Genomic DNA, 26,984 nt, shown 5'->3' with positions numbered 1-26,984 from the left:
TTTTTATTTTATCAAAGTAATGTTTGAGAAAATAATTTAGCTTTTTTAATAACACAAAAAAAGGTATTCATTTGGTGAATATAATAAGTTAAATTACTAATATTTAGAGGCTATTTAATTAGATAGACGGATTTTTTTACAAATCCCCTCTTGTGAATGATTATCTAGATGATGAACTGGGAAATTAAGTGCTACCTATAAGATAAGGCAAATGAAAAGAAGCCCTCGCTTCATTCATTTAAAATGTTAGTTATCCAACGGTAACAAAACATTTAGTGTCCTCTAATAAACCTTCATACATTTAAGTGACATTTGGAGTTATTTAGTAGCATCTCCTATATTCTAATGAGGGGTGAAACGATATACAAAGAAGCTGTTAGTAATCGTGAGGATGGTTCAAGGGACTTCCTAGCTTACATAATTACACCAACTGAATCTGCATACAACCAATAGTAAATATCCATAGAAAGTGGTGTCAAAGAAGTTATTCTTTTTATTTCTGGTGTATTAAGCACTTGAAGCAGTATTTGAGTGATAAAATAAAACATTCTTTTCAAACAGAATGATAGAACTATAAGAAAAAAGTTTGAATTCCTTCTTCATGAAAATATTGACAGACCGTTTAAAATTCTAAATTTCTTTTGATAGATACTTATTAATGCTTAATAAGTCTAATTTCATATATAAATCTCAATTTATTTCCTCTTTACAGAAAATGTTGATTTTTTTAATTCGTGATAAATAGTTATCATTAGATGGTATCGAAAGGAAAGGAAAGGATATGATGAGATGGAAAAAAAAACAAAAACAACACACTAACAAATTATTAAGGATTCTTTTGATTTTATTATTTGTATTTGCTCAATTTAATGTCCCAACTGTTTACACAAACACTGCTTATGCGGAAAATACACTAACACCAAATATTACGTTGGAAGCTAATCCTGCAGTTGTTAATGATGACATTAAATTAGAAAATGATTCGTGTATTCAAGATGACTCGGCTCAAGATGATTCGTGTGCTCAAGATGATTCGGCTCAAGATGATCCGTGTACTCAAGATGACTCGGCTCAAGATGATTCGTGTATTCAAGATGACTCGGCTCAAGATGATTCGTGTACTCAAGATGACTCGGCTCAAGATGATTCGTGTATTCAAGATGACTCGGCTCAAGATGATTCGTGTATTCAAGATGACTCGGCTCAAGATGATTCGTGTATTCAAGATGACTCGGCTCAAGATGATTCGTGTATTCAAGATGACTCGGCTCAAGATGATTCGTGTATTCAAGATGACTCGGCTCAAGATGATTCGTGTATTCAAGATGACTCGGCTCAAGATGATTCGTGTACTCAAGATGATTCGACTCAAGATATGCTTATAAATGAGCCAAGAGCAATCGAAGTAGTTGATGTATATGATGATGTAACATTAAGAGCAGCATTAAAGAATGAACTGACTGCGAAGATTAATATTACTAGTAGCTTTGTAGTGAATCAAACTGCCAATAGCTTTGTTGATTTCCCAGTTAGATCAAACCTAGTTATTGAAGGAAACGGACATACTATTGATTTCCGTGGTATGAGTGCAAGGTTTAATACCTCGAAATCAGAAATGAATCTTACTATTAAAAATATAAAATTACATGGAAGTAATTATTATGGTCCGTTTATGTTTACATCTACTACCAATAACGGTAGTAATATATTTTATCAAGATATAAGTTATATTGGCTCACAACTTACCGCGTCTTACACTGCTAATATTATATTTGATGGTAAGGTATTTGTTAACTCCATCAACGAATATACATCCACAGTCGATGGGAAAATCGTTAAAACACAAATAAACCAAGAAAACATTGAAGCTACAAATGTATATTTTCTTAAAAATGCCCAGTATACAGGTACTACACAGAATGCTGGAGTATTTCAATTAAAAAAAGGCGGAATAGTAAATGTTGGGGAAAATGTAAATATTACTGTTGTCGCTGGCGGTACAGGTGGAGGAACACCTAATGCAGCTATCGAAGTAGAAGGTGGTTTTTTTGTTCATGATGGCGCAAATGTAAATGTATATACATCACCAGACAGTAATAAAGGTGGAATTAAACTTACTAGTAGTGAAAGTAACTTAAATATCTCCTCTAATGCAGAGTTAAATGTTTTCATAGGAGGGGTCATAAGTAATACTAGAGCTGGAATAACTTTAGCAAATAATGCAAGACTTAATGTGTTAAATGACGCTAAGTTAAAAATTGATATATCAAACTCGGGTACTTCTACTGCACCAGCTTTATTAACTGGTAACAATACTTCATTTATTATTGGAGAAAAATCTATTTTTGAGGCATCTATTGATGGGAAAAACGCAAAAAACCTTATACACATGGGTACTTCTTCTATTTTCAATTTTGAAAATGCTAAAAGAATAGATTTAAAATTAAATGAACATGTAAAAAGTAATTTAATATATATGGCATCCAGCTCCGGTAAACTCCAAGTTGATATACAAAATGTTAAAGCTTGGATAAAAGGAAGTCCTTCAACACTTGATGATACGAATCCATCATATAACTGGGATCCAATGTATGATATGACGATATCTTATTCTCTAGGAAATGTAACATCCATAGAAGGTAGCTCAATAAGCCCCATTATACAAAATGATTTCAAAGCTAATTTTAAAACCCAGAATTTCGAAAGATTATTATTTGAATATATTCCTGATGTTGACGTCTCAATAGATCCTCTATCCGATAATGAAAGCAACAAAAATAGTTATATTATTACCGGTATCACAAATCCTGGTGCATCAGTAACACTATCAGGTGATCCAGCAATCCCAAGTCCAACCATAGCTTCTCAAGACGAAAATAGTACAATGAAATTTCATGTTATTGCAGATAGTAGTGGTCGATATAGATTTGAACTACCTAAAGGGACGTATTTAACAGCTTATAATACTGTTAGTTCATATGCCTTTCTAAATGGGAAGTCAGATTCAGCAACTACAATTGTTAAAGATGAAACTGCACCTAATAAACCTACTATAAATTCATTGCAAGATGTTTCGACAATAGTAGAAGGACAGGCAGAAGCAAATTCAAATATTACTATATACAGTGTAGAAGATACTGTAGTTTTTGGGGATATTAAAACAAACAGTTTAGGAACTTATGCTTTTACAATTCCTATTGATAAAAGACCTCTAATACCTGGAAAAAAATATTATGTAACGTCCACAGATTCAGCTGGAAATGTTAGTTTAAAATCTGAAATTACTACTGTAATAGATACATTACCTCCAACAGCTGATCCTGTTACTCAAGTAGTTATTCTTGGAGAATCATTATCTACAAATGCTAAAAATTATGTAACGAATGTCTATGATAACGCAGGTGTTTCAGATACCAATATCTCATACAAAATTACTAAGTTTCCTGACACTTCTCAATTAGGGTTTGTTAAAGCAGAAATCACCCTTACAGATGTAGCAGGAAATAACGCAGTAATTGGTATTCCAGTTATTGTAACAGATAGTGAGGTTCAAGTAGGAACAAATGCTGCTTTACAAGGGAAAGACTTTTCAATTTCAGAGTATGATGTACCAAACAATGAACCTGCTTTAAAAAGTCTAATTTTTAATGAAGCTGGCATTAAAGCTTGGGAAATCCCTAATGGAACTGATCTAACAAATCTAGTACAGATAGAAAGTATGGGTGGATTAACAAATGCGACAGGAGTTTATACTGTAAAATTAAAAATTAGTGATGTTGAAAAAAATATTAAAGTTACTGTCATTGGAGACTCCTTACAATTAAAGAATGTACCACAAACAATTTCTTTTGGAAAAGTACACATCCAACCTAAAGAGGTATTTTATAATCGAAACGAAACTCAAGGAAAAATCGTTGTTTCTGATACACGAAAAAATAAAAATGAATGGCAACTCTATGTAAAACAAATAACTCCTTTAACAACTTTAGAGAGTGATGTACTACCAGATGCAATTGTTTATAGTCAAAATGGAAAAAACACCATATTGAATGATCAAAATTATTTAATCTATAGTCACATTTCAGAAGATAATAATGATTTTTTAATTAACTGGTTAGATTCAGATGGCATACGATTGCGCCTATATCCAAATCAAAATATAAAACTTAATAAGATGTATCAAGCAAAATTAGAATGGACACTCACTGATACTCCAATCTAAGAATTCAATATTAATTGAAAACATACGAAAAAAATTAGGAGGAAAATAATATGAAATTGTCAAAATTAATATTTGTAGGATCATTATCACTTTCTTTATTAGCAACAAGTTCACCTGTTTTTGCAGAAGAGGTTAAAGATGGAGGCGCAATGGACTCTCTTGCGGATGTAACATTTGTAGAAAACACTGGTTCAGTTAAACCAATTAATCCTGTTAATCCTGATCAAGAAGTTAAACCGAATCCAAATGATCCTCACAAACCAGGAACAGCTGGTCCATTAAGTATTGATTATGTATCAAATATCCATTTCGGCTCTCAAACTATAAAAGGAAATAATATCTATTATGCAAAACTAGACACTGTACAGACTACAGATGGTCAAGATAATCTAATTCAAGTGCCAAACTATGTACAAGTAACAGATACTCGAGGTACAAACGTAGGATGGAAATTAACAGTTAAGCAAAATGGTCAATTTGAAACAGCTAGTAATGAAATATTAACAAATGCCGAGCTAAAACTAACTAATCCATCTGTTGCTTCCTCTACTGATCAAGAATTCGCACCAGTAGCACAAGCAGTAACATTAGATCCAGCAGGTGCGGTTCAAGAAGTGGCTACTGCAGCACAAGGGAAAGGAATGTGGACTTGGACAATTGCATATGGTAATTCTAATGAAGTGGGTAAAGAAAGTATTTCTTTGTTTGTTCCGACTGGTACATCTATTGTAAAAGATGAATTATATTCAACATCATTGACTTGGATACTAGAAGATACACCAATTTAATTTTAATTAACTTGCGTAAAACTGTATAAGTATATACCAAAAGAGATAAGGGTAAATATCATATCTATTATCTCTTTCTTTTGTTATTCTATTAATTACTAACTTTGAGAGGCATTATAATGAATATAAAAAAGGTTTCCAGTTGTTTCATAATTCTAGTATTTATTATGTTTATTTTTAATATTGAATCACATGCAGCTGAAATGAAGTTCTCCGTAAAAACTGTGATTCCAGAAAATCAAATTGATAAAAATCTAACTTACTTTAATCTAAAAATGTTACCTGGACAAAAACAAGTCCTTCAAGTACAGCTAAGAAATGATACGAATAAAGATATTGTAGTTGAAACTTATACAAATACTGCAATTACAAATAATAACGGTGTCGTAGATTATACGATGATTGATCCACAATTGGATTCAACACTTCAAATACCCTTTTCAGAAATCGCTAAAGCTGAAAAGGAAACGGAAATTCCAGCAAACAGTACAATTACAATTGATATTCAAATAAATATGCCAAAAGAACAGTTTGATGGTATTATCCTTGGAGGTCTATATTTTAAAGAAAAAGAGTCTACTAAAAAAGATAAAAAATCAGATAATTTACAAATCGAAAATAAATATGCATATGTCGTTGGTGTTGTATTAAGCGAAACAAATGTGGCAGTTAAGCCCGAAATGAAATTGAATGAAATCAATCCCACCCAAATAAATGGACGAAATGTAGTAAATGCGAATTTGCAAAATATAAAACCCAATATGATAAGAAACTTAAATGTAGATGCAAAGGTATATAAGGAAAAGGGAAAAAAAGTATTATTTAAAACACAAAAAAAACATATAAAAGTAGCTCCAAATTCTAACTTTAATTTTGCTGTTAGTTGGGATAATAGAGAGTTTGATCCTGGGACGTATAGATTAGAAATGCAAGCGACTAACGGTAATCAGCATTGGGAATGGATAAAATCATTTACGATTGATAGGGAAGAAGCAAAAGAATTAAATGCAACTGCTGTAGAAATTAATAATGACTACACAATATATTACTGGATATGTGGGATTTTAATACTCATATTATTATTAATATTTGCATTTAAATTAGGTAAAAATTCAAAAATTAATACTATAACAAAGGATAAATAAATGTCTTTGTCTATAAGGTCTTTTACCTTATTATTCTCCAACATAAAGCAATAACTGGAGGGCAGATAGAGCTGCTGAATTAGAATAGCTGTCCTGTTAAACATTTATAATATATATTTCTTAAACAATCTAATCAAATCCGGCTTCTCTAAAAATTGGGGCTGCCTCTTGAACAGCTTTTCATTTGAATTCTGCTGTATATTGAATGCCACGATCATATATTGAAGCGATATTTGCACTCGCTTCAATTTGTCTGTGGTGTCCACTATTCAGGGTTCGGTGATGGTCCTATTTTATAGCCTGCCTTTCAATAAAAAGAGATGTAGTTATTGATTATGACACAATGAGATGACTTCGGTAAGTAGCCGTAGCCATCTTTTTTTAGGTCCATTGCTTTCATAATCCATCACTATTATATGTAGTTCTGCTAAATTTCCTGCCTCTTGAAAATAAAATGATCAAAGAAGGAATCATTGTGCATTTTCCTCTTTAAGACATCGTTTGTAGCAACCCCTTTTCTTTCACACACCTCTCCTAACCTAGATATGTACAAAACACCTTGATTAGAGTGAATCATTACTTCTTCAATCCATATACTATAATAGTTTATCTATCGGAAGAATTGTTCTGAGATAGTAAAAGATAGAAATTGTAGAAATATTGAAGTTAAAGAAGTTGTTGATGAAATTAGACGTCGAAATAATGTCTGCTATTATCAATAATACGATAATAGGATTCTATCTGCTTAAAAGCATTTAATCTATTAGAGATGCACTTCACATGAACAGTATTACCTTATTTAAAAAATCTATACATTTAACTATTAGGCTTAAACCTTTAACTAGACTAAGTAATAAATTATTTTTACCAAGAGGCTTATTATATTCATGATGTTTATTATAGTCAATCCACTTTTCCATTTCCCTCTCAACAGCTCTATTTTGCCATTCAAATCAAATACCAGAACATTCACTACAATGACTGTCTACCCCGTTCTTTCTATGTATATCTCTATAAGTAAATATAGGTTTTTTACGGCAACTGTAGCAAAAGATTTCTTTTTCTTTATAAAATTCCATATTAAACCTACTACCTAATGATTTTTACTTATTCATCTTCTTTTTTCATCGAAAGTATTCAAGTATTAAATTCCTAGGAATTAAACTTATAAGAATTTAATACTTGAATATCCATTTTTTTAAAATAATACTATACAGTAAAGTTGTACTAGCCTCATCTTTGGGAAATAAGTTTATTATACATATTGATCTTCTGCAATATTTTTGGTTTTTCCTTTTTCACATATTCCTAAACAAAAATAGACTTACCTTTAACATCTAAAATACCTCGAACATTGTCAAAGACTTTTACTTTACAGATTGGCTATTTGAATCAAACTTTAATAAGACCCTCATCTACAAAGTTTGGTATTTTAACTTTTATGATGTTTTTAAAAGATGGATTATAAGTTTATCACTAGTATTTTATCAGCTTGAACTTGAACTTAGGGGTACTATTCCAATAATGAATTTTAGGAGTAAAAAAAGGTTCTGTAGAGAGTAACTCTCTACAAAACCTTTCTATTAAGAAATGCTAGTCACATTCCTTTATTAAAATTATTACTTGAAATCAATTACTAAATCGTTTGCAGGAATATTTCCTGTAGCTTTATCTTTAAGATTAGCTTTAGAAATAGTAATTGTTCCATTTGTATTGAAATTTAGAATGTCAGCAGCTACAAAACTAGCCTCAGCTGTTACAGTAACAACTGTGTTTCCAGAAGCATTTGTAGATGAAGCTACAGTAAATCCTTCATCTGCAGTTCCAGGAGTGAAAATACCTGCGAACTCTGCTTCAAGGTTAGCAATAACAGTTGAATCAATTTCAGTATTGAAAGTAAATACTAATGTTTCACCAGCTTCAATTTTTGTAACATCGTTACCTTTGTATGTTCCAGTAACTGTAGCAGTTACAGAAGTAGAACCAAAGTCAAGTTTGTTTTTAGATTCACGAGTTGATTCAGCAGCAATGAAGTTTTTAGCAGCAGACGTATCAGAAATATATTTAGCATTTTCTTTTACATCAACTAAGTAAACAGAACCACCTACTGTAGTATCTGCTGTTGTAATTGTAATTAAAACACCTTTGCCATCACCAGAAACTTCTGCAGTATAATCAGAACCTGCAGTTAGTTCTTTTCTATCAGAATAACGTACAACTTTAAAATCATTTGCAGCTAACGCAGGAGTAGCCCCATTTAGTGTAAGTTCCTCAGTGAATGGAACAAGTATTGTTTTAGTAGCTTGATTTGTAGCATAATTATCATCTCCAGCAACAGAAGGAGCAACTTTATCTAATACTTTACCTTTTTCAGTACCAGCAGGCGCAGCAGATGGATCTTTAGCAATTAATGCTTTACCTGTAAATGAAGTACCAGCTAAAGTAACTAATTTAGAATAATCTACTTCTAAACCAATATTAGAAGCATCAGCATTAATATCTTTATCAAATTTTACTTTTACAGTTGATGTACCATTTGCTTCAATTGAAGAAATTGTATTTGTGCTACCTGCTACTAAAGTAATACCACCAGATTTTACATCTTCGATACCAGAATTAAATTTGATTTCAACAGTTTTGCTATCAACTAAAGCAGCAGCATATGAAGTGCCACTAATTGTTTTATAGTCACCAAGTGCTAAACTTGAATCTACTGCATTAAAGTTGATATGGTTATCGTTAGTATTTTCAGTGAATTCTTTTAATACATTACCAGCAACATCTTTAACTGAAAGGATTCGTAATTGTTTAACAATTGCTTTACCTGAACTATTAGTTGTTCCGAATTCAACAGTTTCATTACCAATTTTTTCAACGAATGTAATAGCAACAGTAGTTCCATCATGTAATACATCGATATTAGCAATATCGCTGTTTAATGAACGTAATTGTCCATTAATATCTACAAGATAGTTAGAGTAGTTAGATAATGTTTCAACATCCATTTTTTCAGAGAATTTAATAACTACTCGTCTTTCAGATGTGTTCCATGATTTTGAATCAATTGTAGGAGCTACTCTGTCAGCATTTTCAATAACTTCTTTATAATCTAACATTGTATTCTCTAATTTTGTGTTATCTTTTACATTCTTAACTTCTAATGTGTTCTTACCATCTGATAACTCTTTATATAAAGTTACTGTTACAGATTTTTTATCGTTAGATAATACTGCTTCTTTAACAGAAATAACTTTTCCATCTTTATCAAGAACAGTATAGTTGTTTTTGTTTGCAGCTGAAGAACCTAATGTTTTAGAGAAAGTCACAACTAAAGTTGTTGCATTTTTCACTTCTACTTTCTTAACTTCTGGACGAGTTTGATCAACTTGTGGTGAAACAACTACTTTTGTATCCGCAGCAATTGTATTACCAGAGTAATCTTTTACTCCTTCAACATAAACTGTTACAGATCCAGTTGGAAGAGTGTTTACTCCTTCAAAAGTATATTTATATTTATTGCCTTCAACACGCTCTACAGATTTAGCAGCTTTTTTATCAGAACCTGATTTCCAGAATACTTTAGAAGCTGAAACAGAGTCTGGATCAACATCTTCTGAGAATGTTAAAGTAAGTGTTTCAAGAGTAGCACTTGACTCAGTTACTGTTGGAGCATCTTTATCTTCCACTACAGTAAATTCAGTTGTAGATGTAAGAGAAGTGAATCCTGCAAAGTCTTTAATTTGAGAAACTTGTAATGAATGAGTACCAACAGCTAATGCTGAAGTGCTATAAGGAGTTAATACAACTTCATTTCCAGTAACAGTGATTTTACCATAGAAAGCTTTACCATCTAAAGTGAAGTTTCCTTGTTTTACATCATCAACTGGTTCTGAGAATACAACTTTAAGAGCTTTTGTTCCTAAAGATTTTACTTCTTTAACAGTTGGAATTTCGTTATCAACTGCTTTGAATTCTACATTTTTAGCTGTGATAGTTAAAGTTCCAGCTTTTACATTAGAAACGCTAACTGCATCAACTTTATTGTTGTTTAGTCTATCTTCTAATGTAAGAACAACTGTTTTCTCATCGTCTAAAAGTTTAACAGATTTAATTACTTTACCTGATTTTAAAGAGTAGTTTGCTTTATCAGCTGCTGTTTCTTTATCAACTTTACCGTCGAATTCAACTACTACTTCTTTAAGGTTAGTTGCAGATACAGATTTAACTGCAGTAGCTGTAGTTACAACATAAGTAACTTTAGCTGTGTACTCAACGTCTTTGATTTTGAAAGTAACTTCTGTTTCTTTGTTAGGCTCTAGAGCTTTTTCTAAAGTAACAGTTTCTTTAGTACCATCAGTTAAAGTAACGTTTAAAGTTTTAGCGTCAACTACTTCGATTTTGTCAACTTTTGGAGTTGCATCTACAGTATCAAGTGTACGTGAGAATACAACTGCGAAGTCTTGGCGAGTAATTGAAGCATTTGGGTTTAAGTTTGTTTTACCGTTTGCTTCAGAACCTTTGATAACGCCGTTTGCTACTGCGATTTCAAGGTAAGATTTAGCCCATGGTTTAACAGTTGAAGCGTCAGCGAATTGACCTAGATCTGCTTCACCTTCTAATTCGAAAGCTTCAACAAGAATTTTAGCTGCTTCTGAACGAGTTAATTGTTTGTTAGGAGCAAATTCAGTTGCGCTTACACCTTCAAAGATTCCGTATTCTACAGTTGCAGCGATTGCATCGTAGTACCAAGCGTCAGCTTTTACGTCTTTGAAGTCTACAGAACCTTCAGCTTCTAATTCTAGAGCATTTGCGAAGATTGTTGCAGCTTGTGCACGAGTGATTGTGCTAGTTGGGTTGAAGTTGCCGTTAGCATCTCCTTGAATTACACCACTGTCAACTAAAGCTTGAACTGCCTCTTTAGCGTACCCTGAAACTTTATCGAAATCATTTAATTGTGCTGCAGATGCTACAGGAACGATTGCTGATGCAACTAATGCAGCTGTTGCAGATGCCGCGAAAAACTTACGGCCTTTGTTTTGCTTTGCCATTATTTGTATTCCTCCCTAATATTCCTAAAAATTGATATTATTCCAATGAAAACTATAGTACCACCATAATTAGTTGCCTAAATTTATGTATTATAGCTTTCCTGAATAATTCAAAACTAAAGCAAATTTTCTTAGTAAAGTTACTAGAAAAAGAGTAGTAGAATACCATTCTAGTAAGCTTATTCACTTTCTACAATAATATAACACTCTTTTTTCCATAATTCAAGCACTGGGACATAAATTTAGTTATAGAAGATTTTTTTACCATACCTAGTGTGGTATTTTATAGCAGTAGGAAATCTCCCATCTATTTATCCCCTTATTTGGATTGGTAACATATAGTTCCGTTACCTATTATACCTGACTCTCCTTAATAACCAAGTGTTTTCTAGAATGGTTACTAAATTGTCAAAAATTAAAGACTCCCGTAATAATTTAGTAATAATTGTAAAGCTACAGTAATACTGTTTGTACTTTTCTGTAAAATCCAGACTTTTCAAGAGTTTCTACTATATTAATGAAAAGCAGTCTCTATCTGTCCTCATGTTGTAATGATAGATTGGCTATTTTTATGCTACACTTTTGATAGTTTGATAGAACATCATCAGCTATTGAAGGGAGCTAAAAAAATGAAACGTAAATTTCCTCTTTACGGGGCCGTGCTTGCCGGAATGTTATATCTGGCGCCTACTTCCGCTTCAGCAGAAGATCTTTCGAAGCACTGGGCCTACCATGAAATGAACTATCTTATTACCAACGATTTAATGAAAGGTGATGAATTCGGCAATTATCGTCCGAATGATGCTGTTACTCGTGCTGAGTTTGCTGCATTTCTAGTTAGAACACTTAATCTGCCAGCTGCTTCTAGTAATGCAACCTTCTCAGATGTTAAGAAGGGTGACTGGTATTACGGGGTCATCGAACAGGCAAGCTATCACGGACTGATCAAAGGTGATGAGCAAGGTAAGTTTAACCCGAATGATCATATTAACCGTCAGGAAATGGCGGCTATGTTAAAAAGGGCTCTCCATTATCAAAACATCAACACAACTTCCTCCCCTATTACGTTTAGTGATAATGCTCGTATTGCCAAATGGGCCTATGCAGATGTACAAGCTGTCGTCACGACAGGACTACTTGTCGGGAAGCCTAATAATCAATTTGCACCTCTTGCTCAAACAACTCGTGCCGAGGCAGCTACTGTGCTCTATCGTTTAATCCATTTGGAAGCACCTGAAACAGGTGGTAAGCAATACACTACGACGAACTACTCAGACGATTACTCAACGGTGGTACGTAATCAGGCGAAGAATAATCCAAAGGTCGATGGTGCAGGCATTTTCACGGCTAGCGAGGCACTAGTGTCATACTATGTGCACCCAAAAAGCTTTATGCAGGATAGCCCATCTTATTATCAATTTTTAAAATTATCTACTGTGGTGAATAACCTTAGTGCAAAGGAACTGAATGATAAGGTACTTGCGAATAAAGGAAGCTTAGCGAATACAGCTGATGCCTTTATAAAGGCGGGTGTCGATAACAATGTCAATGCCATTTATTTGGTGTCCCATGCCTTACATGAAACAGCCAATGGTGGCTCTTCACTCATTAAAGGTATCGATGTTGGTTTAGATACTAATGGTAAACCGATGATGGTGACCGTAGAAAATCGTGAAAAATTAACAGCGATTAAGAAAACTTACAATGCTTATGGTATTGGTGCTATTGATGCAGATGCTAATAAGTATGGTGCTGAGCGTGCCTATGCAAATGGTTGGTTTACTGTTGAGGATGCTATTATTGGTGGTGCTCAATTTGTAAAGGATCAGTATATTAGCAAGGGGCAAGACACATTGTATAAAATGCGTTGGAATCCTGAAAATCCAACCGTTCACCAATATGCTACGCATGTGATGTGGGCAGTCATTCAGGCGAAAAAGATTTATGACATCTACGAATTAATTGGTGCTCATACAACAACTAATTTGGTGTTTGATGTACCTGCTTATCAAAGTCAGTCTTCCGCGCCATCATTACCAAGCCCAACGAAGCAATATGCGTTGGATTTAGGTTTAGCTGGAGCAACAGGCAAGGCTACGATTAATCTCAATATGAGAACATACCCGACTACAACTGATAATGCTTCAATCATTACGAATTTACCAAAGGATACATCCTTTAAAGTCCTTGGCGAAAATGGTGGCTGGTTCAAAGTAAGTGTTAATGGACAAGAAGGCTGGGTATTTGATGATTATGTCATGCTTGAAAATGGTCTACAGATTGTTAACATGAATATCACCCTCAATGTCAGAAGTGAACCTTCCACTACAAGCGCTATTTTAGGAACAGTGAAACCGAATGGCTTTATTATTGGTGAAGTCGATGACAAAGGTGAGTTCATAAAAAATGGTGCCTGGTATCAGGTAATCTACAACGGCAAAACAGGCTGGGTGCATGGTGATTATATTGTAAAAAAATGATTCGATTGCGATTATCTAAAAAAGAGTGCGACATTGCTGCGCACTCTTTTTATTGTTCATTTTTGTCCTACTATTTGATCGCTATATAATAGAAGAAACTCGAAATTATATGTTAGGATTATGAAAAAATTCTCCTAAAATTTAGTACAATTTTATGCTTATTCAGCTGTTTCATCGATCATGCTAAGTAATAGGCGCTACTCGACTATGACTATCGACATCCCTTTCCGCTTTCATTCCCTTGTCTGAGATATACCCTCTTCCATAACGACTAAACCCCTATACGAAAATTTCCTGTCAATATTGCTTTTATGGTATGATAGATTGCAGTGAAAAAGGAATTACAGAAAGGTTTGAACACTATATGAGGCATGTAACAATTATGGGCGTACCCTTTTTACATATTAATCAGCAAGGGTTTGTTGATTTACTCGTTCATCGTATTGAACAGCAAGAAAAGACTTTCGTTGTAACAGCCAATCCAGAAGTTGTTATGCAGGCAAACGAAAATGCCACTGTAATGAATTATTTACAGCAGGCGACCTACATTTGTGCGGATGGCATTGGTGTCGTTAAAGCTGCACAAATCCTTGGTGAATCACTGCCAGAGCGTGTAACAGGCTATGATACGATGGTACGACTGCTGGAAGTAGGTCAGCAGAAGCGTTTTAAAATTTATTTATTAGGTGCACAAAAAGAAACAATCGAAAAGACGGTTGCGAATATTCATAAAAACTACCCAAATGTTGATATCGTTGGCTATCATGATGGTTACTTCGACTGGAATAATAATGATTTTGCAAATGAAATCGCGACATTACAGCCTGATCTCGTGTTTGTAGCATTAGGTGTACCAAGACAGGAAAAATGGATTACAGAAAATCTGGATAAGTTTTCAAAGGGTGTATTTATCGGTGTAGGTGGTTCCTTCGATGTGATCGCTGGCACTGTAAAGCGTGCTCCAGTCATTTGGCAAAAGTTAAACTTGGAGTGGCTCTACCGAGTGCTGCGTCAGCCAAGTCGTTTTGGCAGAATGCTCGTTCTCCCTCGCTTTGCTTTAAAGGTTTTTGCATTAAAGCTTAAAGGTCAGGGCAAAACAAAATGAGTCAGTCAACCTTTGTCAAAAGTACACTTATCTTAACAATTGCAACATTACTTTCTAAAGTAATCGGTAGTATTTTCCGTATACCGCTGCAAAATATTGCTGGTGATGAAGTACTCGGTATCTTTAGTCTTGTTTATCCTGTCTATATGGTGGCACTGTATTTATCCGTTGCCGGTATCCCTATCGCTATTTCTAAGCTGATTGCGGAAGCTAGGACGAGTATGGATACTGCCAAAATTAAGAAAATTTATGTGACTGCAAGAATCCTTGCATTATCCTTTGGCGTCATTAGTTTTACAATCATTTACGGCTTTTCAGAGCAGATAGCGAATGCACTTGGCGGCCCTTCAACGGAGATTGCATTAATCATTGTAGCCCTAACACTACTCGTTGCTCCCTATATGGCTGTCTATCGAGGATTTTTCCAAGGCTTTGGGGATATGCGACCTACTGCCATCTCACAAGTAATTGAGCAATTAGTACGTGTCGCTTTAATTTTAATTGTTGCGTATTTCTTAGTTGCGATGGATTATTCAAATGATATCGTAGCTGGTGGTATTATGGCAGGTTCTGTATTAGGTGCACTTGGATCACTTTTCTATTTACTCTTTAAATATTTCCGTTCTTCGGTAAAAGTGACGAGCAAGGAGAAATATTGTAGTAAGGATTTTTCCACATACAGTAAAACCATTTTAAAAATCTCCATACCCATTGCAATTGGTTCTGTAACAATGGCGCTTTTTAATTTCGTTGACTCCTTCACGGTCACATATGGCTTAAGAAATGCTGGAGCAGATGCAAGTGAGATTAGCTTCCTTTACGGGATTTATGGTCGAGGACTGACATTAGTTCAAATCACAACGGTTTTCGCTTCTTCAATTATCTTACCACTTGTGCCGCTGATTACAACGAAGCTAGCAGAACGTAAATTGAATGAAACACGCAGTATTATTGAACGAACACATCGTATGACACATCTTATTTCTTGGCCAGCTGCTATCGGGTTGCTAGCCTTAACCTTGCCTTTAAATCTAGCTCTTTTCAAAGACTTAGAGGGAAGCTTAATGTTAGCCATCATTAACCTTAGCTCGGTCTTTACATCCCTGACATTACTTGGAACAGGTATTTTACAGGGCATGAACGCTGCCAAAACAGGAGCCATCATTATTTTGAGTGGAGTTGTCCTTAAGGTGTTTGCGAACATCTTCTTTATTCAAGAATTCGGTTTAGATGGTGCTGCATATGCAACGTTGTTGGTGTACTTAGTGTTATTTATTGTGAATTCTGTCTTTATTTATCGTATGATTCGCTTCACTGTTCTTGGAAAAGATACGGTAAAAATGATTGTGTCTTCCATTGTAATGGGGGCAGCCGTTGGTTTACCAACGCTTTGGCTTGATTTTACACATTGGTCTCGAATGTTGGCGATGGGTTATTTAACTGTTGCAATCATAGTGGGAGGAGCTCTTTATTTCCTTCTTCTATGGATGATGAAAGCAATCCATAAACAAGATTTAAAGAAAATCCCTGTTATCGGAAAAAGATTTTCATAATTAAGAGAGGTAGGACACTTATGTCGAAACAGAAATGGCTTTGGGGAATCATTGTTCTTTTACTCATCGTTTCCTCCACAGGTATGATGATGAGGTGGAATGCAGAGCAATCGAATAATGCTTATGAAATTGTCATTCCCTATCATGAAATACAAACCGCAGAAAAAAATAGCGATTTAACAATGGATGAAATTCTTTCCTCCTTAAAGGATGCTGGACTGAATACGGTAAGTCTAGAGCCTTTAACATTAAAGGAAATGGAAAAGCAAAACTTAATTACGGTTTATAAAGAAAGCGAATTAGCAGCGCAATTATTATTTACACCTTATAAAGATGCTGTTGATATCACTAAGGGTGGCTATTATATTCGAGTGCCTGAAAATGAAAGTTATCAGAAGCTTATCATGGAAAGCATGGAACCAGAGGAAGTACAAATAGGAGAAGAAGCTTTTTATTTCCTCCCTGCTTCTAACCACAATTTTGATTTAAAAACACCAATTGGTTACGATCAGCCTGCGATTGATATGATTAGTAAGCATGGACTAGCCCACATCTTTAAAGTGGAAAATGCAGATAATGAAGTAGCTAATGAAAAAATAGTAAATCAATTACTAGCGTTAAAAGATGCTTCTGCTGGTCGTTTGCTTGGCCAAGGCGATGAAGCCATTGGATTTGGACAAGAAGATGGCAATCAATTAGTTGAAAAATTAAGTGGTGCTGGCTATTACTTCTACACAATTGAAAGCAACCCGCTCAAAGGCGAAAGTAAAATCGCTCAAATGACGGATTATCATATGATTCGTTTGCATAGTATCAATGTCAACAGAGAAACAAAATTAAAGTTAAATGCAAGTATTGACCGTACAACACGAGCTGTCAAAGAGCGTAATATTCGCTCCATCTTCTATCATATTAAAACAACAGGCAATGCCAAAGATAATATAGAAGACACGATTGAATACTTAAATGGTGTTCATGAGACAATGCCCGATCATTTCCAACCAGGTGAACCAAAGCTATTTGATAAAGTTGCCGTTCCAGCATGGGTCACAGCAACCGTATTATTAGCAGGTATTTTATTTACCTTTATCGTTTCAGAGTTAGTAAAATGGATGCCTCTTCGTTTAGCGGCAGTTGGCTTTATGGCGTTACTAGCTATTGCGTACTTTATTCTAAAAAGTACTCTATTCTTACAAGCTTTTGCACTAATTATTGCAGTCCTTGCACCAACCTATGCAGTCATCAAATCAGCGCAAGGCTCTACGAAAATGTCTAAAATCTTGGTGCAATATGTGAAGGCCGTAGCCATTAGCCTTATTGGGATTATCATTGTCATTGGCTTATTAAATGGTAATGCCTTTATGACAGGATTTGCCGTATTTAAAGGGGTTAAGCTTGTTTATCTCATTCCAATTATGGGTGTATTATTATTTACTGTAATTAAGATCAACCGACTAGCTGAGCAAAACATCAAAAAATCTTTATCGAATACCGTCACATTGTTAAACAAAGAACTAAAATATTGGCATGTGCTATTACTAGTGGTTGTCGCAGGTATCGGTTTATTTTACATTAGCCGTACAGGTAACTCTGGCTCTGTCAGTGATATGGAATTGGCCTTTAGACAATGGCTCGAAAATACATTGTATGTTCGACCAAGAACGAAGGAATTTTTAATTGGTTTCCCATTCTTTATTTTAGCGTTATATGTAATGGGGATTAATCGCAAATGGGGTAGTATCCTACTTGTACCAGGTGTTATCGGATTCCTATCTATCGTCAATACATTTACCCACCTACACATCCCAGTAGCTGTTTCTGTCTTGCGTACACTATACAGCGTATCTCTTGGCCTTGTAATAGGACTAGTGTTTATCTTCATCTTCAAAATTGGTTATCGTTGGGTTTCTAAGGCAATCGCGAGGTGGTCATAATGCACGTTGTTTTATCTGGCTATTATGGATTTGATAATGTTGGCGATGATGCCATCCTGCTGTCCATTATCCACTCTCTAAAAAAGTGGCAGCATGATATAGAAATTACGGTATTATCCAATAATCCAGCAGCTACTGAGCAAACATACGGTGTCAAAGCCGTGAATCGTTGGAAAATGAAAGAAATACGCCAATTGCTTAAAAGGGCAGATGGACTTATCAGCGGTGGCGGTAGCCTTATGCAGGATCAAACAGGAATGAAAACCATTCCTTACTATGCGGGCGTTATTCAAATAGCAAAATGGTTGAAAAAACCAGTATTTGTTTACGCCCAAGGCATGGGCCCGATTAATCACTCTCTAAGTAAATTCATTGTTCGCTCTGTCTTTAATAAGGTAGAGCAAATTACAGTCCGAGATAAAGCCTCTCAAGCTCTTCTAACAGAGATTGGTGTGCGAAAAGAGGCTAAGCTTGTGCCAGACCCTGTTATGGGGCTTAACGGCAGTGACTTTCATAGTGAATGGCTCGAAAGTGTCACATTATCAGCAGATAGCTATATCTCTGTAAGTGTGCGTGACTGGCCATCCGCCATAGCGTACAAAGAAAAAATTGCGCATAGCCTAGACGAATTAGTACGTCAAGGTGAGCAAATTGTCTTCTTACCTATGCATGGTGAGCATGATTTAAAAACATCACAGGAAGTAGCTGCACTAATGAAGGAGAAAAGTTTGATTGCGCCAGCCGATTTATCCATAGAGGAGAAAATCGCAGTAATTGGACAATCTCAATTATTAATTGGGATGCGACTACATTCTCTCATTTTTTCTGCAATCTATGCGACTCCTTTTATCGCCATCTCGTACGATCCAAAAATCGATGCGTTTGCTGACATTGTCAGTCAACCAGTTATTGGTCATGTCGAAGCAGATGATTGGAACGGTGTGACATTGTTTGAACAAGCCGTCACAATCCTTGAATCATTTACGACGGTTCAAGAAAATATGCGTCAGGCTATCATACCCTTACAAAATGAAGCAACAGCAACGGCGAAATTAGCCATTGAGGTTTTTTCACAATAAACATGAAAAAATGATGAATTTCAATTAATATTGAAATTCATCATTTTTTTCCGATTTCTAATAATTTTAAAACAGACTGTGCTTGCTGCATATGCATAGCTAAGACATATTGACTGGCCTGCATCAAAATTTGAGCCTTCACCATATTCATCATCTCTTTAGCGATATCTGCATCTCGAATACGAGACTCTGCTGCTTGTAAATTTTCTGCGGTGTTAACATTAGCATTATAAGCATGTTCCAAACGATTTTGGTACGCTCCTAGACGAGAACGCTCATTAGATACACGTTTTAAAGCCTCATCCATTGAAGAGATGGCTTTATCCGCATCCTCACGAGTAGCAATGGACACATCCTTCAAACCAAGTGCTTCAGAGCCCATACCATTGATAAATAATTCTATATGCTGCCCTGGATTGGCCCCTGCCTGAATTTTAATGCTATTTGTCTCATGATCTCCATTGAGTAATGTCTTCGTATTAAATTCTGTATCCGTAGAGAGGCGCTGAATTTCCTTCTTTAATTCTTGGAACTCCAGCTCTAATTTTTCACGATCATCATCGGTTAATGTGTCATTGGCTGCCTGCACTGCTAATTCACGCATGCGCTGAATCATCGCATGTGTCTCATTCAATGCCCCCTCTGCTGTCTGCACGAGAGAAATGCCGTCTTGTATATTTTTAGCCGCCATATTCAATCCCCTAATTTGAGAACGCATTTTTTCAGAAATCGCCAATCCAGCTGGATCATCCGCAGCACTATTGATTCGATAACCTGACGAAATACGTAGCATAGCTTTACTCATCGCACTTTGATGCCGATTCATATTATTCAGGATCGACATCCCCGTAGCTGACCACTTACCAAGCATGCTTTCACCACCTTCTTAATATGTATATCGGCCTATTCTCTATTCTATTAATCACCATTATGGAAATCGTTGCTAATTTTTTATGTATTATTAACAATTTATAGGTAAATGACTCCTTTCAGCTTAATGGTGTCCAGATTTTTTAGTGAACCTATAGTCATTACGAGCGATGATGATTAGCTGACTTGCAAGTCGCTCATTCAGCTTTGTGGCAATAGAATAGTAGCAGACGTTTAATGAAGGTGTTCTCCTATCGTAGCTTGTGCTGGAATACAATTCTTCTCCTTCTGGAGGTACATGCCAAATTTTAGTAAAAGCACCTGCTTATCATTTCTGAAAAGTAGGTGCTTACTGGGCATTCCATCTATTCAATTGTTAAACCTCCAAGTTGATGGCTCTTTTGCTGTAGCAGTTCGAAAAAGAGTTCTTTATCGTTCTCCAATAATGTTTGATCAATTAAATAATCAAAATTTTTCTCCTCTAATTCTGCGATAAGCTGATCGATTTCGCCAACCGTCACAGATGAAACAAGTGGAATTTGTTTCTTCGGTGTTGCGCTTTCAAGTATTGGTGCTAGATGCTCATGAACATTCGTAATAAGCAGTAGTTGATAAAGTGGTAATCGGATAAAACGATTTCCTTTTTGGAAAACAAAAACCTCAGATAAATTTTCAATTTGCTGTGTCTTCATGTTGATAATCATCTCTTTACCTTCTATGGGAATGAAATGGAAAATCTCATTCTCTTTTAAAATAGAGAAATATTGATAAGCAAATACGAGACGTAATTTGTCTCCAGTAACTTTTGTGTAAAACGGCTTCATGTATTGAACTTGCATCATCCTTCATCCCTCCTTAGTTATCTGATTATTCAGATTTTAACACAAATCAATTGGCTTGTTAACTATCTTTGAATTCATTTTTTTCTTTCTGATCATTCAGCTTATCATTACTGCATTTTAATCGTATAATGGAAGGACAGTCTTTTTTTCATTCTTACAATTAACAATGTTAAACATAGCCATACATGATGAAAGGAGTGAGGTTATGGCATTGTCTATATCGCAAATAGCTAAAGAACATCAAGTATTTGTGCTGACTAAATTAAAAGAAGCTGAACAAGGGCTACATCCTTCCTCTACGGAAGATGAAGAACTAGTGCGTCGTGCTGTCTTTTCTGTAAGAAATAAATCCATTGTTTTTGAACGTTTTAATGGAACAAGTTCTATATTATATGCAAGTGTTCAGGATGTCAGACCCGCTTCTGTTGAAATTGATTTTTACAAGGAAGAGCTACATTGTAACTGTCCACAACCTAAATGGTGTCGACATCAAGTAGGTGCTTTACTCGCTCTCTACCAATACTTTGACTCCGTGCAAAATTGGTCGAGTGCTTGGCGTGCTCAAAAATCGGTCCAGCTAAAAACCTTAGCAGAAGAACGTAGACCACAAAGCTGGTCGATGATGGTTGATGAAGTAATGAAGCGCTTATTACCATCTGGCCGAGTATTAGAGGGCTATGGGCTTTCTGCTGTAAGAACAGATGCATTGGAGCGTCTTCGCCGGCATATGCCCTTTGAACGTGAATGGCAGCCCCTTTATAAGCTCTATATGGAATTAGCTATTTTTAATACTATATGGCGGCATTTAAATGCAACAGCTGGGCATTCATTAGATTCTCCATATATGAAATACTTTATCGATCAAAGCATGCAATCCTTTGAAAGCATTCTTACTGAGTTAACGAATCGGTCACGTCTTTTTGCGACTGATCCTTTTTATGATGCCATTCAAGAGCTAGTAAGGGAATTTTTATTAGAACGACAAGGGCTGTTTGCCCATCGACTTCGTCTATATATGCTGCTTTGGGCAGTGCTTTTTTATGAGAAGCCTCGACGCGAGCAGGAATTAACTTATTTAAATAATCTAGAAAACCGTTCGGAAGAAATTTCTTTGCAATCATTAAAGCTATTATTTTATGTGTTATTACAAAAGGAGGATCTGCTGCTCGAAAATTTGGCACAGATTGATTTACCGCAAATGCAGGATTTATTTGAACTGGCTACTTTTGCTCAACGTGCTGGTGAGTCCTATTCATTAGCTGTCATTTTACGAGCTATATTACCTTTGACTGAAGCCTTCCTACAGGAAGTCGTACCAGTCGTTCAAAGAGCCCAGTACGTAAGGCAATTTCAGCTTTTATTTGATGACATACAGCTTACTGAGGAAGAGGAAGCAATGTTATACAGTGCATTTGGTGTGTATGGGCTTCAGCCATTTTCATCGTTTTTAATTAAAAAAGGACGTTACCGTGAATGGGCTGCTCTCCATCAATTAAATCCTTCATCTCTATCCTATTTAGAAATGTGTGGATTAAAGGACGTCTTACAGATTGAACCAGCTACTGTTTTACCTTTATACCATGTCTATGCAATGGCTGAAATTTCACAAAAATCACGTATGAATTATAAGCAAGCTGTGCGTATTTGGAAAAGTATGCGTAGTGCCGCAAAACGAGCTGGCAAAACAGCTTATTTTGAAACATATATGCAAACCATTCGTGCAGAATATAAACGATTACGTGCGTTACAAGAAGAAATTGAGAAAGGAAACTTAGTATGATGACAATAAATGCTCCTTCCCCCTTTTCCCAAACTCAACAGCTTCGTATTGATGTAGCACGGGAAGGATATTTTACATTGCAGGGTTTTACTGCAAATGGTACGACAATCGACGCCGATACATTAATTTCTTCATTATTCTTTACCTATGAAGCAAATGTCTATGGCTTATTAACCAATCGGACTGATTTCACGATTGAGGTTTCTACTGCTGAATTACTTGATATTTTTTCATCAAGCTTCCAACATCCCTTTATTAATTGGCTTGGTGCAAATGATGAAAGTAAGGAATGGCTCGGAAAAGTACTGGCGTTACAGGAATACTGGCAGGAGCCCTCACTTTGGTCATACGCTGTCATTGCGGAAGATTTTTCTACGCTAACTTTTCCTATTGATCACGTCGATACAGCATTATTAGAAATAGCTGTTCAGCAAAAGCTTTCACAAGTTGGTCTAATCCTAGCTGACTTACCAAAACTTCTACCCTTTTTCTTACGTGGTGGCTGGCCATTGGATCAAGCTCGTCAAGCCGGTGCAGTTTCAGTTTCTTTACGGTTAAGTGAGCCAGAAGATGAAGCCGATGTCTGGTTATTAGAAACAGTGCTCAGCACTGCTACGACAAAAAACTACTGGACTCCTGCTATTCGTAAGCAATCCTTACCAATTGAAGAGGCGCTTCCTACGAAATGGCGAATGTTCGCCACTGAAATTGAACAACAGCAACAACAAATTGTGAATCTTCTATCCAATGACGATATCAGAAGTGATACCTTTATTCGTGTGACATTGGAGGACTCAGAAGTACGGTCTTTTTTACGTGAGGATCTCGCCAGATTACAGGCACTTGGTTTTGATGTTGTACTCCCTGCATGGCTAAAAGATTTAAAACAATCCAAATTACGTGTACGTGTAACAACTAACAATGTCTCCACAAAGAAGGTAGCAGGATTAGATGATATTTTAACGTTTAAATGGCAATTTTCTATGAATGGGCAAACGATTTCAGCTGAGCAATTTAAAAAGCTGGTGGATGAGAAACGTGAATTTATTCGTATAGGTACGGAATGGTTCCGAGTCGATGCCAATTGGATGCACGAAATGCGTGAACTAATGCAGCAGGCAGAAGATGAAAGTTGGACTGTTCGAGAATTGTTGTTTAGAGAATTACCCGAAGACTTGTCTGCGCCTCTCGAAGAAGATGCCGATGATGCGCTAAGAGATGATCCAATTTTCGCACTGGAAATACAACAATCATTAAAATCATATATGGAGCAGCTTTTGGAGAAGAAGGGCTTGCCAGCAGTACCGATTCCTTTATCCTTACAAACCGAATTACGTCCTTACCAACAAGAGGGCTTTGAATGGTTAATCTTTATGCGCGAACAAGGTTTTGGAGCATGTCTAGCCGATGATATGGGACTTGGGAAAACGGTGCAACTAATCACCTATTTACTTCATATTTATGAGACAGCAGCTGATTATACGAAGCCAACCATTATTATTTGTCCAACCTCAGTCCTCGGTAACTGGCAAAAAGAACTCGCTCGATTTGCCCCTTCACTGATTGTGCATACGCATTATCAGACAAATCGAGCTAAGGATGAGGATTTTAAAGAGCTAGTGACTGCCGAAAAACCACATGTTATTTTATCAACCTATGGTACTGTGTCACAGGATACTGAATTTTTACAGAATATAGAATGGGCAACTGTTGTGCTCGATGAAGCTCAAAATATAAAAAACATGCAGACCTTACAATCAAGAGCTATTCGTAAATTGTTAGGAGACCATCATATTGCCCTTACAGGAACACCTGTAGAAAACCGCTTATCTGAGCTATGGGCTATTTTTGATTTCATTCATAAGGGTTATTTAGGTAGCTTTGGCCGCTTCAATGAAGAATTTATTTTGCCTATTGAACGAGATGAGTCTGAATCACATAAGCAGAAGTTACGAGCTAAAATTCAACCTTTCTTATTGCGTCGTACAAAGCGTGATCCACATTTACAGCTTAACTTACCAGATAAGCTAGAATCGAACGAATACTGTCCATTAACAGCCGAGCAAGCTTCTCTCTATGAAGGCTATATTTTAGAAACACTCGATCAGCTAGAGCAGTTAACAGGTTTTCAAAAAAAGGGACGTGTTTTAAAGATGCTTAGTAAGTTAAAGCAACTATGTAATCATCCTGCCTTATATTTAAAGGAATCTTTCGAGGATGCCGAAACAATGCTTGCACGTTCGACTAAGCTAGAGCGCATTGTACAAATGGCAGCAGAGATTGTGGACAATGGCGAGCAATGCCTTATCTTTACACAATATATCGGAATGGGGCAATTGCTACAGCATTGTTTAAGTGAACTATACAATGTGGATGCACCGTTTTTAACTGGTGCTATGCCTAAGCAGCAGCGTGACCGCTTAGTAGAGGCTTTTCAGGCAGGAGACTTCCCTATATTTATTCTTTCCTTAAAAGCAGGTGGAACAGGTCTTAATTTAACAGCTGCTAATCACGTTTTACATGCAGATCGCTGGTGGAACCCCGCTGTCGAAAATCAAGCAACTGATCGTGCTTATCGCATTGGGCAGACACAATTTGTGCAGGTCCATAAATTTGTAACGATCGGTACAATTGAAGAAAAAATTGATAAAATGCTGGTGCAGAAATCTGCATTGTCCGAAGAACTCATTCAATCAAGCCAGTGGTTGACCGAGTTAGAAGATCAAGAACTTCGTGATCTAATAACATTGGACATATAGTAATTAGATGCGCCAAGAGCTACATTGTTCTTGGCGCTCTTTTAGTGGAACCTCGTTACTTCTTATCCCTACTTACTTCAAACATTCTTATTTAGTTGTGTCAAAACATCCATTGCTGTGCGGTCTTCAGCAATGTCTTTTTAATATGTGTATACATCATTCCTTTCTGTTGCTACGGTGCAAGAAATATAAGGAGAATGGCGGATCAGACAACGATATTTCTCTTGCTCCGTATGTAAATAGCTTGTCTATGGTAAGACAAAATCTTTTAAGTCTTCCTGTTCATTCGGTGGCTGTGGCGGTACAATAGCCGTTTCGTCACTATTCCTTTGTTTGAGATGATAAAATCGTATATCTTCTACGACCACCTCTGTCATAAAAATCTTAGTGTTTTCTTCATTTACAAATGATCTTGTTTGAATACGACCATTTGCACCGATTAAAGAGCCTTTACCGCAATATTTGACGATATGTTCTGCCAGCCTTCCCCAAGCTGTACAGAAAATAAAGTCTGCATCTACTTCTCCACGATTGTTTTTAAAATTGCGGTTAATGGCCAATGAAAAATGAGTCTGTACACGATTTCCAGATAAGTAACGTAACACCGGATCTTTCGTAAACCTTCCGACCAGTCCGACTTGATTCATTCGTTCACCACCTTTCTGTTGGATTGCTTTCATCTTACAAAAGGATATCCGCATTGGCAAAATCCGATATTATAAATTTCCTTCTGTTTTGCAGCATAAATTGGGTAAATTAGCATTTTTAATTTGCTAATTTTTTTAATTTTCTAGTTGAATGCTTTGGGCTGTAATGGCAAATGCTATTTCATGAAATCAGCATTTTCGCAGGTTTTGAAATATCGTCACAGGTGCACATAACAAACAGTCACTACTTCATGTGTTATAATAAAAGAATGACAGACTTAGGAGGAATATACATAATGAAAACATTTAAAATGCTTTCCTTTGACCTTGTCACGAAAGATGGCGTACAACCATTCCCTTTAGTCGATGGCATTATTATTAATCAGGAAAACAGCCATCAATCTTGGATACTAGAATTGTTTATGGAAAAACAATATCGCTCAACCTTTGATGAGCTCTTAGTAAATGCTACAATCTGCAATGTCCGTGCAGTTATTTCATTTCCAGATAATGAACCCGCTCCTTTTCAGGTAATCGTACATACAGTTCAAGAAATTGGTGATCATGTTTCAGTACTATTAAAAGGAACACTCAAAATTAAACGCTCTAAATATGCTGAACAATTGCTTTCCGAGCTACTTGCTGAGGGTGTATCCCTAGAGGATTTACTGGAGCGCTTTACGAAAGATATGAAGCAGCGACCAAAATTAAAAAATGATTAGCGATGCGAAT

Annotated in this window: 15 protein-coding genes; 11 read left to right on the top strand and 4 right to left on the bottom strand. The window is 35.9% G+C overall.

Features of this window, described 5'->3' with window-relative positions:
- The first annotated feature begins 784 nt into the window (after positions 1–784).
- The 3 genes from AC6BKE_RS10230 (at position 785) to AC6BKE_RS10220 (ending at position 6,155) form a co-directional block, all read left to right on the top strand.
- Positions 785–4,222, top strand: coding sequence for a pectate lyase-like adhesive domain-containing protein (locus AC6BKE_RS10230; RefSeq protein ID WP_499856756.1), 3,438 nt, complete (start codon positions 785–787; stop codon positions 4,220–4,222).
- Positions 4,223–4,272: 50 nt separating this feature from the next.
- The gene (locus AC6BKE_RS10225; protein ID WP_499856754.1) at positions 4,273–5,010 is read left to right on the top strand and encodes a WxL domain-containing protein; all 738 of its coding nucleotides are present in this window, start codon (positions 4,273–4,275) and stop codon (positions 5,008–5,010) included.
- Positions 5,011–5,129: 119 nt separating this feature from the next.
- Entirely contained in the window at positions 5,130–6,155 is a 1,026-nt protein-coding gene (locus AC6BKE_RS10220) for a WxLIP family cell surface protein (protein WP_499856752.1), read from the top strand.
- Between the two features lie 1,619 nt (positions 6,156–7,774).
- Here AC6BKE_RS10220 and AC6BKE_RS10215 read toward each other — a convergent pair.
- Positions 7,775–11,203, bottom strand: coding sequence for an S-layer homology domain-containing protein (locus tag AC6BKE_RS10215; RefSeq protein ID WP_499856750.1), 3,429 nt, complete (start codon positions 11,201–11,203; stop codon positions 7,775–7,777).
- Positions 11,204–11,832: 629 nt separating this feature from the next.
- Here AC6BKE_RS10215 and AC6BKE_RS10210 point away from each other — a divergent pair.
- The 5 genes from AC6BKE_RS10210 (at position 11,833) to csaB (ending at position 19,354) form a co-directional block, all read left to right on the top strand.
- Positions 11,833–13,683, top strand: a complete 1,851-nt coding sequence (locus AC6BKE_RS10210; protein ID WP_499856748.1) for an S-layer homology domain-containing protein — start codon at positions 11,833–11,835, stop codon at positions 13,681–13,683.
- Positions 13,684–14,047: 364 nt separating this feature from the next.
- Positions 14,048–14,788: a WecB/TagA/CpsF family glycosyltransferase gene (locus tag AC6BKE_RS10205; RefSeq protein ID WP_231745119.1), complete on the top strand. Its 741-nt coding sequence runs from the start codon at positions 14,048–14,050 to the stop codon at positions 14,786–14,788.
- A complete protein-coding gene (locus AC6BKE_RS10200) occupies positions 14,785–16,341 on the top strand; it encodes a putative polysaccharide biosynthesis protein (RefSeq protein WP_058844997.1) in 1,557 nt (518 codons plus the stop codon). Before AC6BKE_RS10205 ends, AC6BKE_RS10200 begins: the two co-directional genes overlap by 4 nt.
- A 20-nt stretch (positions 16,342–16,361) precedes the next feature.
- On the top strand, positions 16,362–18,275 hold the full coding sequence (locus tag AC6BKE_RS10195; protein WP_499856744.1) for a DUF5693 family protein: 1,914 nt from the start codon (positions 16,362–16,364) through the stop codon (positions 18,273–18,275).
- Positions 18,275–19,354 (top strand): polysaccharide pyruvyl transferase CsaB, encoded by a 1,080-nt coding sequence (gene csaB / locus AC6BKE_RS10190; protein ID WP_036124317.1) that lies wholly within the window; start codon positions 18,275–18,277, stop codon positions 19,352–19,354. Before AC6BKE_RS10195 ends, csaB begins: the two co-directional genes overlap by 1 nt.
- 40 nt (positions 19,355–19,394) lie before the next feature.
- Here csaB and AC6BKE_RS10185 read toward each other — a convergent pair whose 3' ends face one another.
- Both AC6BKE_RS10185 and AC6BKE_RS10180 read right to left on the bottom strand, forming a co-directional pair.
- Positions 19,395–20,225 (bottom strand): flagellin N-terminal helical domain-containing protein, encoded by an 831-nt coding sequence (locus AC6BKE_RS10185; RefSeq protein ID WP_499856742.1) that lies wholly within the window; start codon positions 20,223–20,225, stop codon positions 19,395–19,397.
- Positions 20,226–20,589: 364 nt separating this feature from the next.
- Positions 20,590–21,066 carry a transcriptional regulator gene (locus tag AC6BKE_RS10180; protein ID WP_036124322.1) on the bottom strand — a complete coding sequence of 159 codons (477 nt, stop codon included), beginning with the start codon at positions 21,064–21,066 and terminating at the stop codon, positions 20,590–20,592.
- Positions 21,067–21,271: 205 nt separating this feature from the next.
- Between AC6BKE_RS10180 and AC6BKE_RS10175 the strand changes: the two genes are divergently transcribed.
- Together AC6BKE_RS10175 and AC6BKE_RS10170 are read left to right on the top strand one after the other, a co-directional pair.
- Entirely contained in the window at positions 21,272–22,846 is a 1,575-nt protein-coding gene (locus AC6BKE_RS10175; RefSeq protein ID WP_499856739.1) for a hypothetical protein, read from the top strand.
- Positions 22,843–25,605, top strand: coding sequence for a DEAD/DEAH box helicase (locus AC6BKE_RS10170; RefSeq protein WP_499856737.1), 2,763 nt, complete (start codon positions 22,843–22,845; stop codon positions 25,603–25,605). The genes AC6BKE_RS10175 and AC6BKE_RS10170 overlap by 4 nt, the downstream gene beginning before the upstream one ends.
- 248 nt (positions 25,606–25,853) lie before the next feature.
- Here AC6BKE_RS10170 and AC6BKE_RS10165 read toward each other — a convergent pair whose 3' ends face one another.
- The gene (locus AC6BKE_RS10165) at positions 25,854–26,252 is read right to left on the bottom strand and encodes a single-stranded DNA-binding protein (protein WP_036124475.1); all 399 of its coding nucleotides are present in this window, start codon (positions 26,250–26,252) and stop codon (positions 25,854–25,856) included.
- A gap of 296 nt (positions 26,253–26,548) precedes the next feature.
- On the opposite strand from AC6BKE_RS10165, the gene AC6BKE_RS10160 reads away from it, so the two are divergent.
- Positions 26,549–26,974, top strand: coding sequence for a YwpF family protein (locus tag AC6BKE_RS10160; RefSeq protein ID WP_499856736.1), 426 nt, complete (start codon positions 26,549–26,551; stop codon positions 26,972–26,974).
- Positions 26,975–26,984 lie beyond the last annotated feature (10 nt).

This window comes from Lysinibacillus sp. COL-1, from assembly GCF_059814265.1.
The sequence above is the reverse complement of the archived record's forward strand: the minus strand, read 5'-3'. Positions and strand labels throughout refer to the sequence as shown.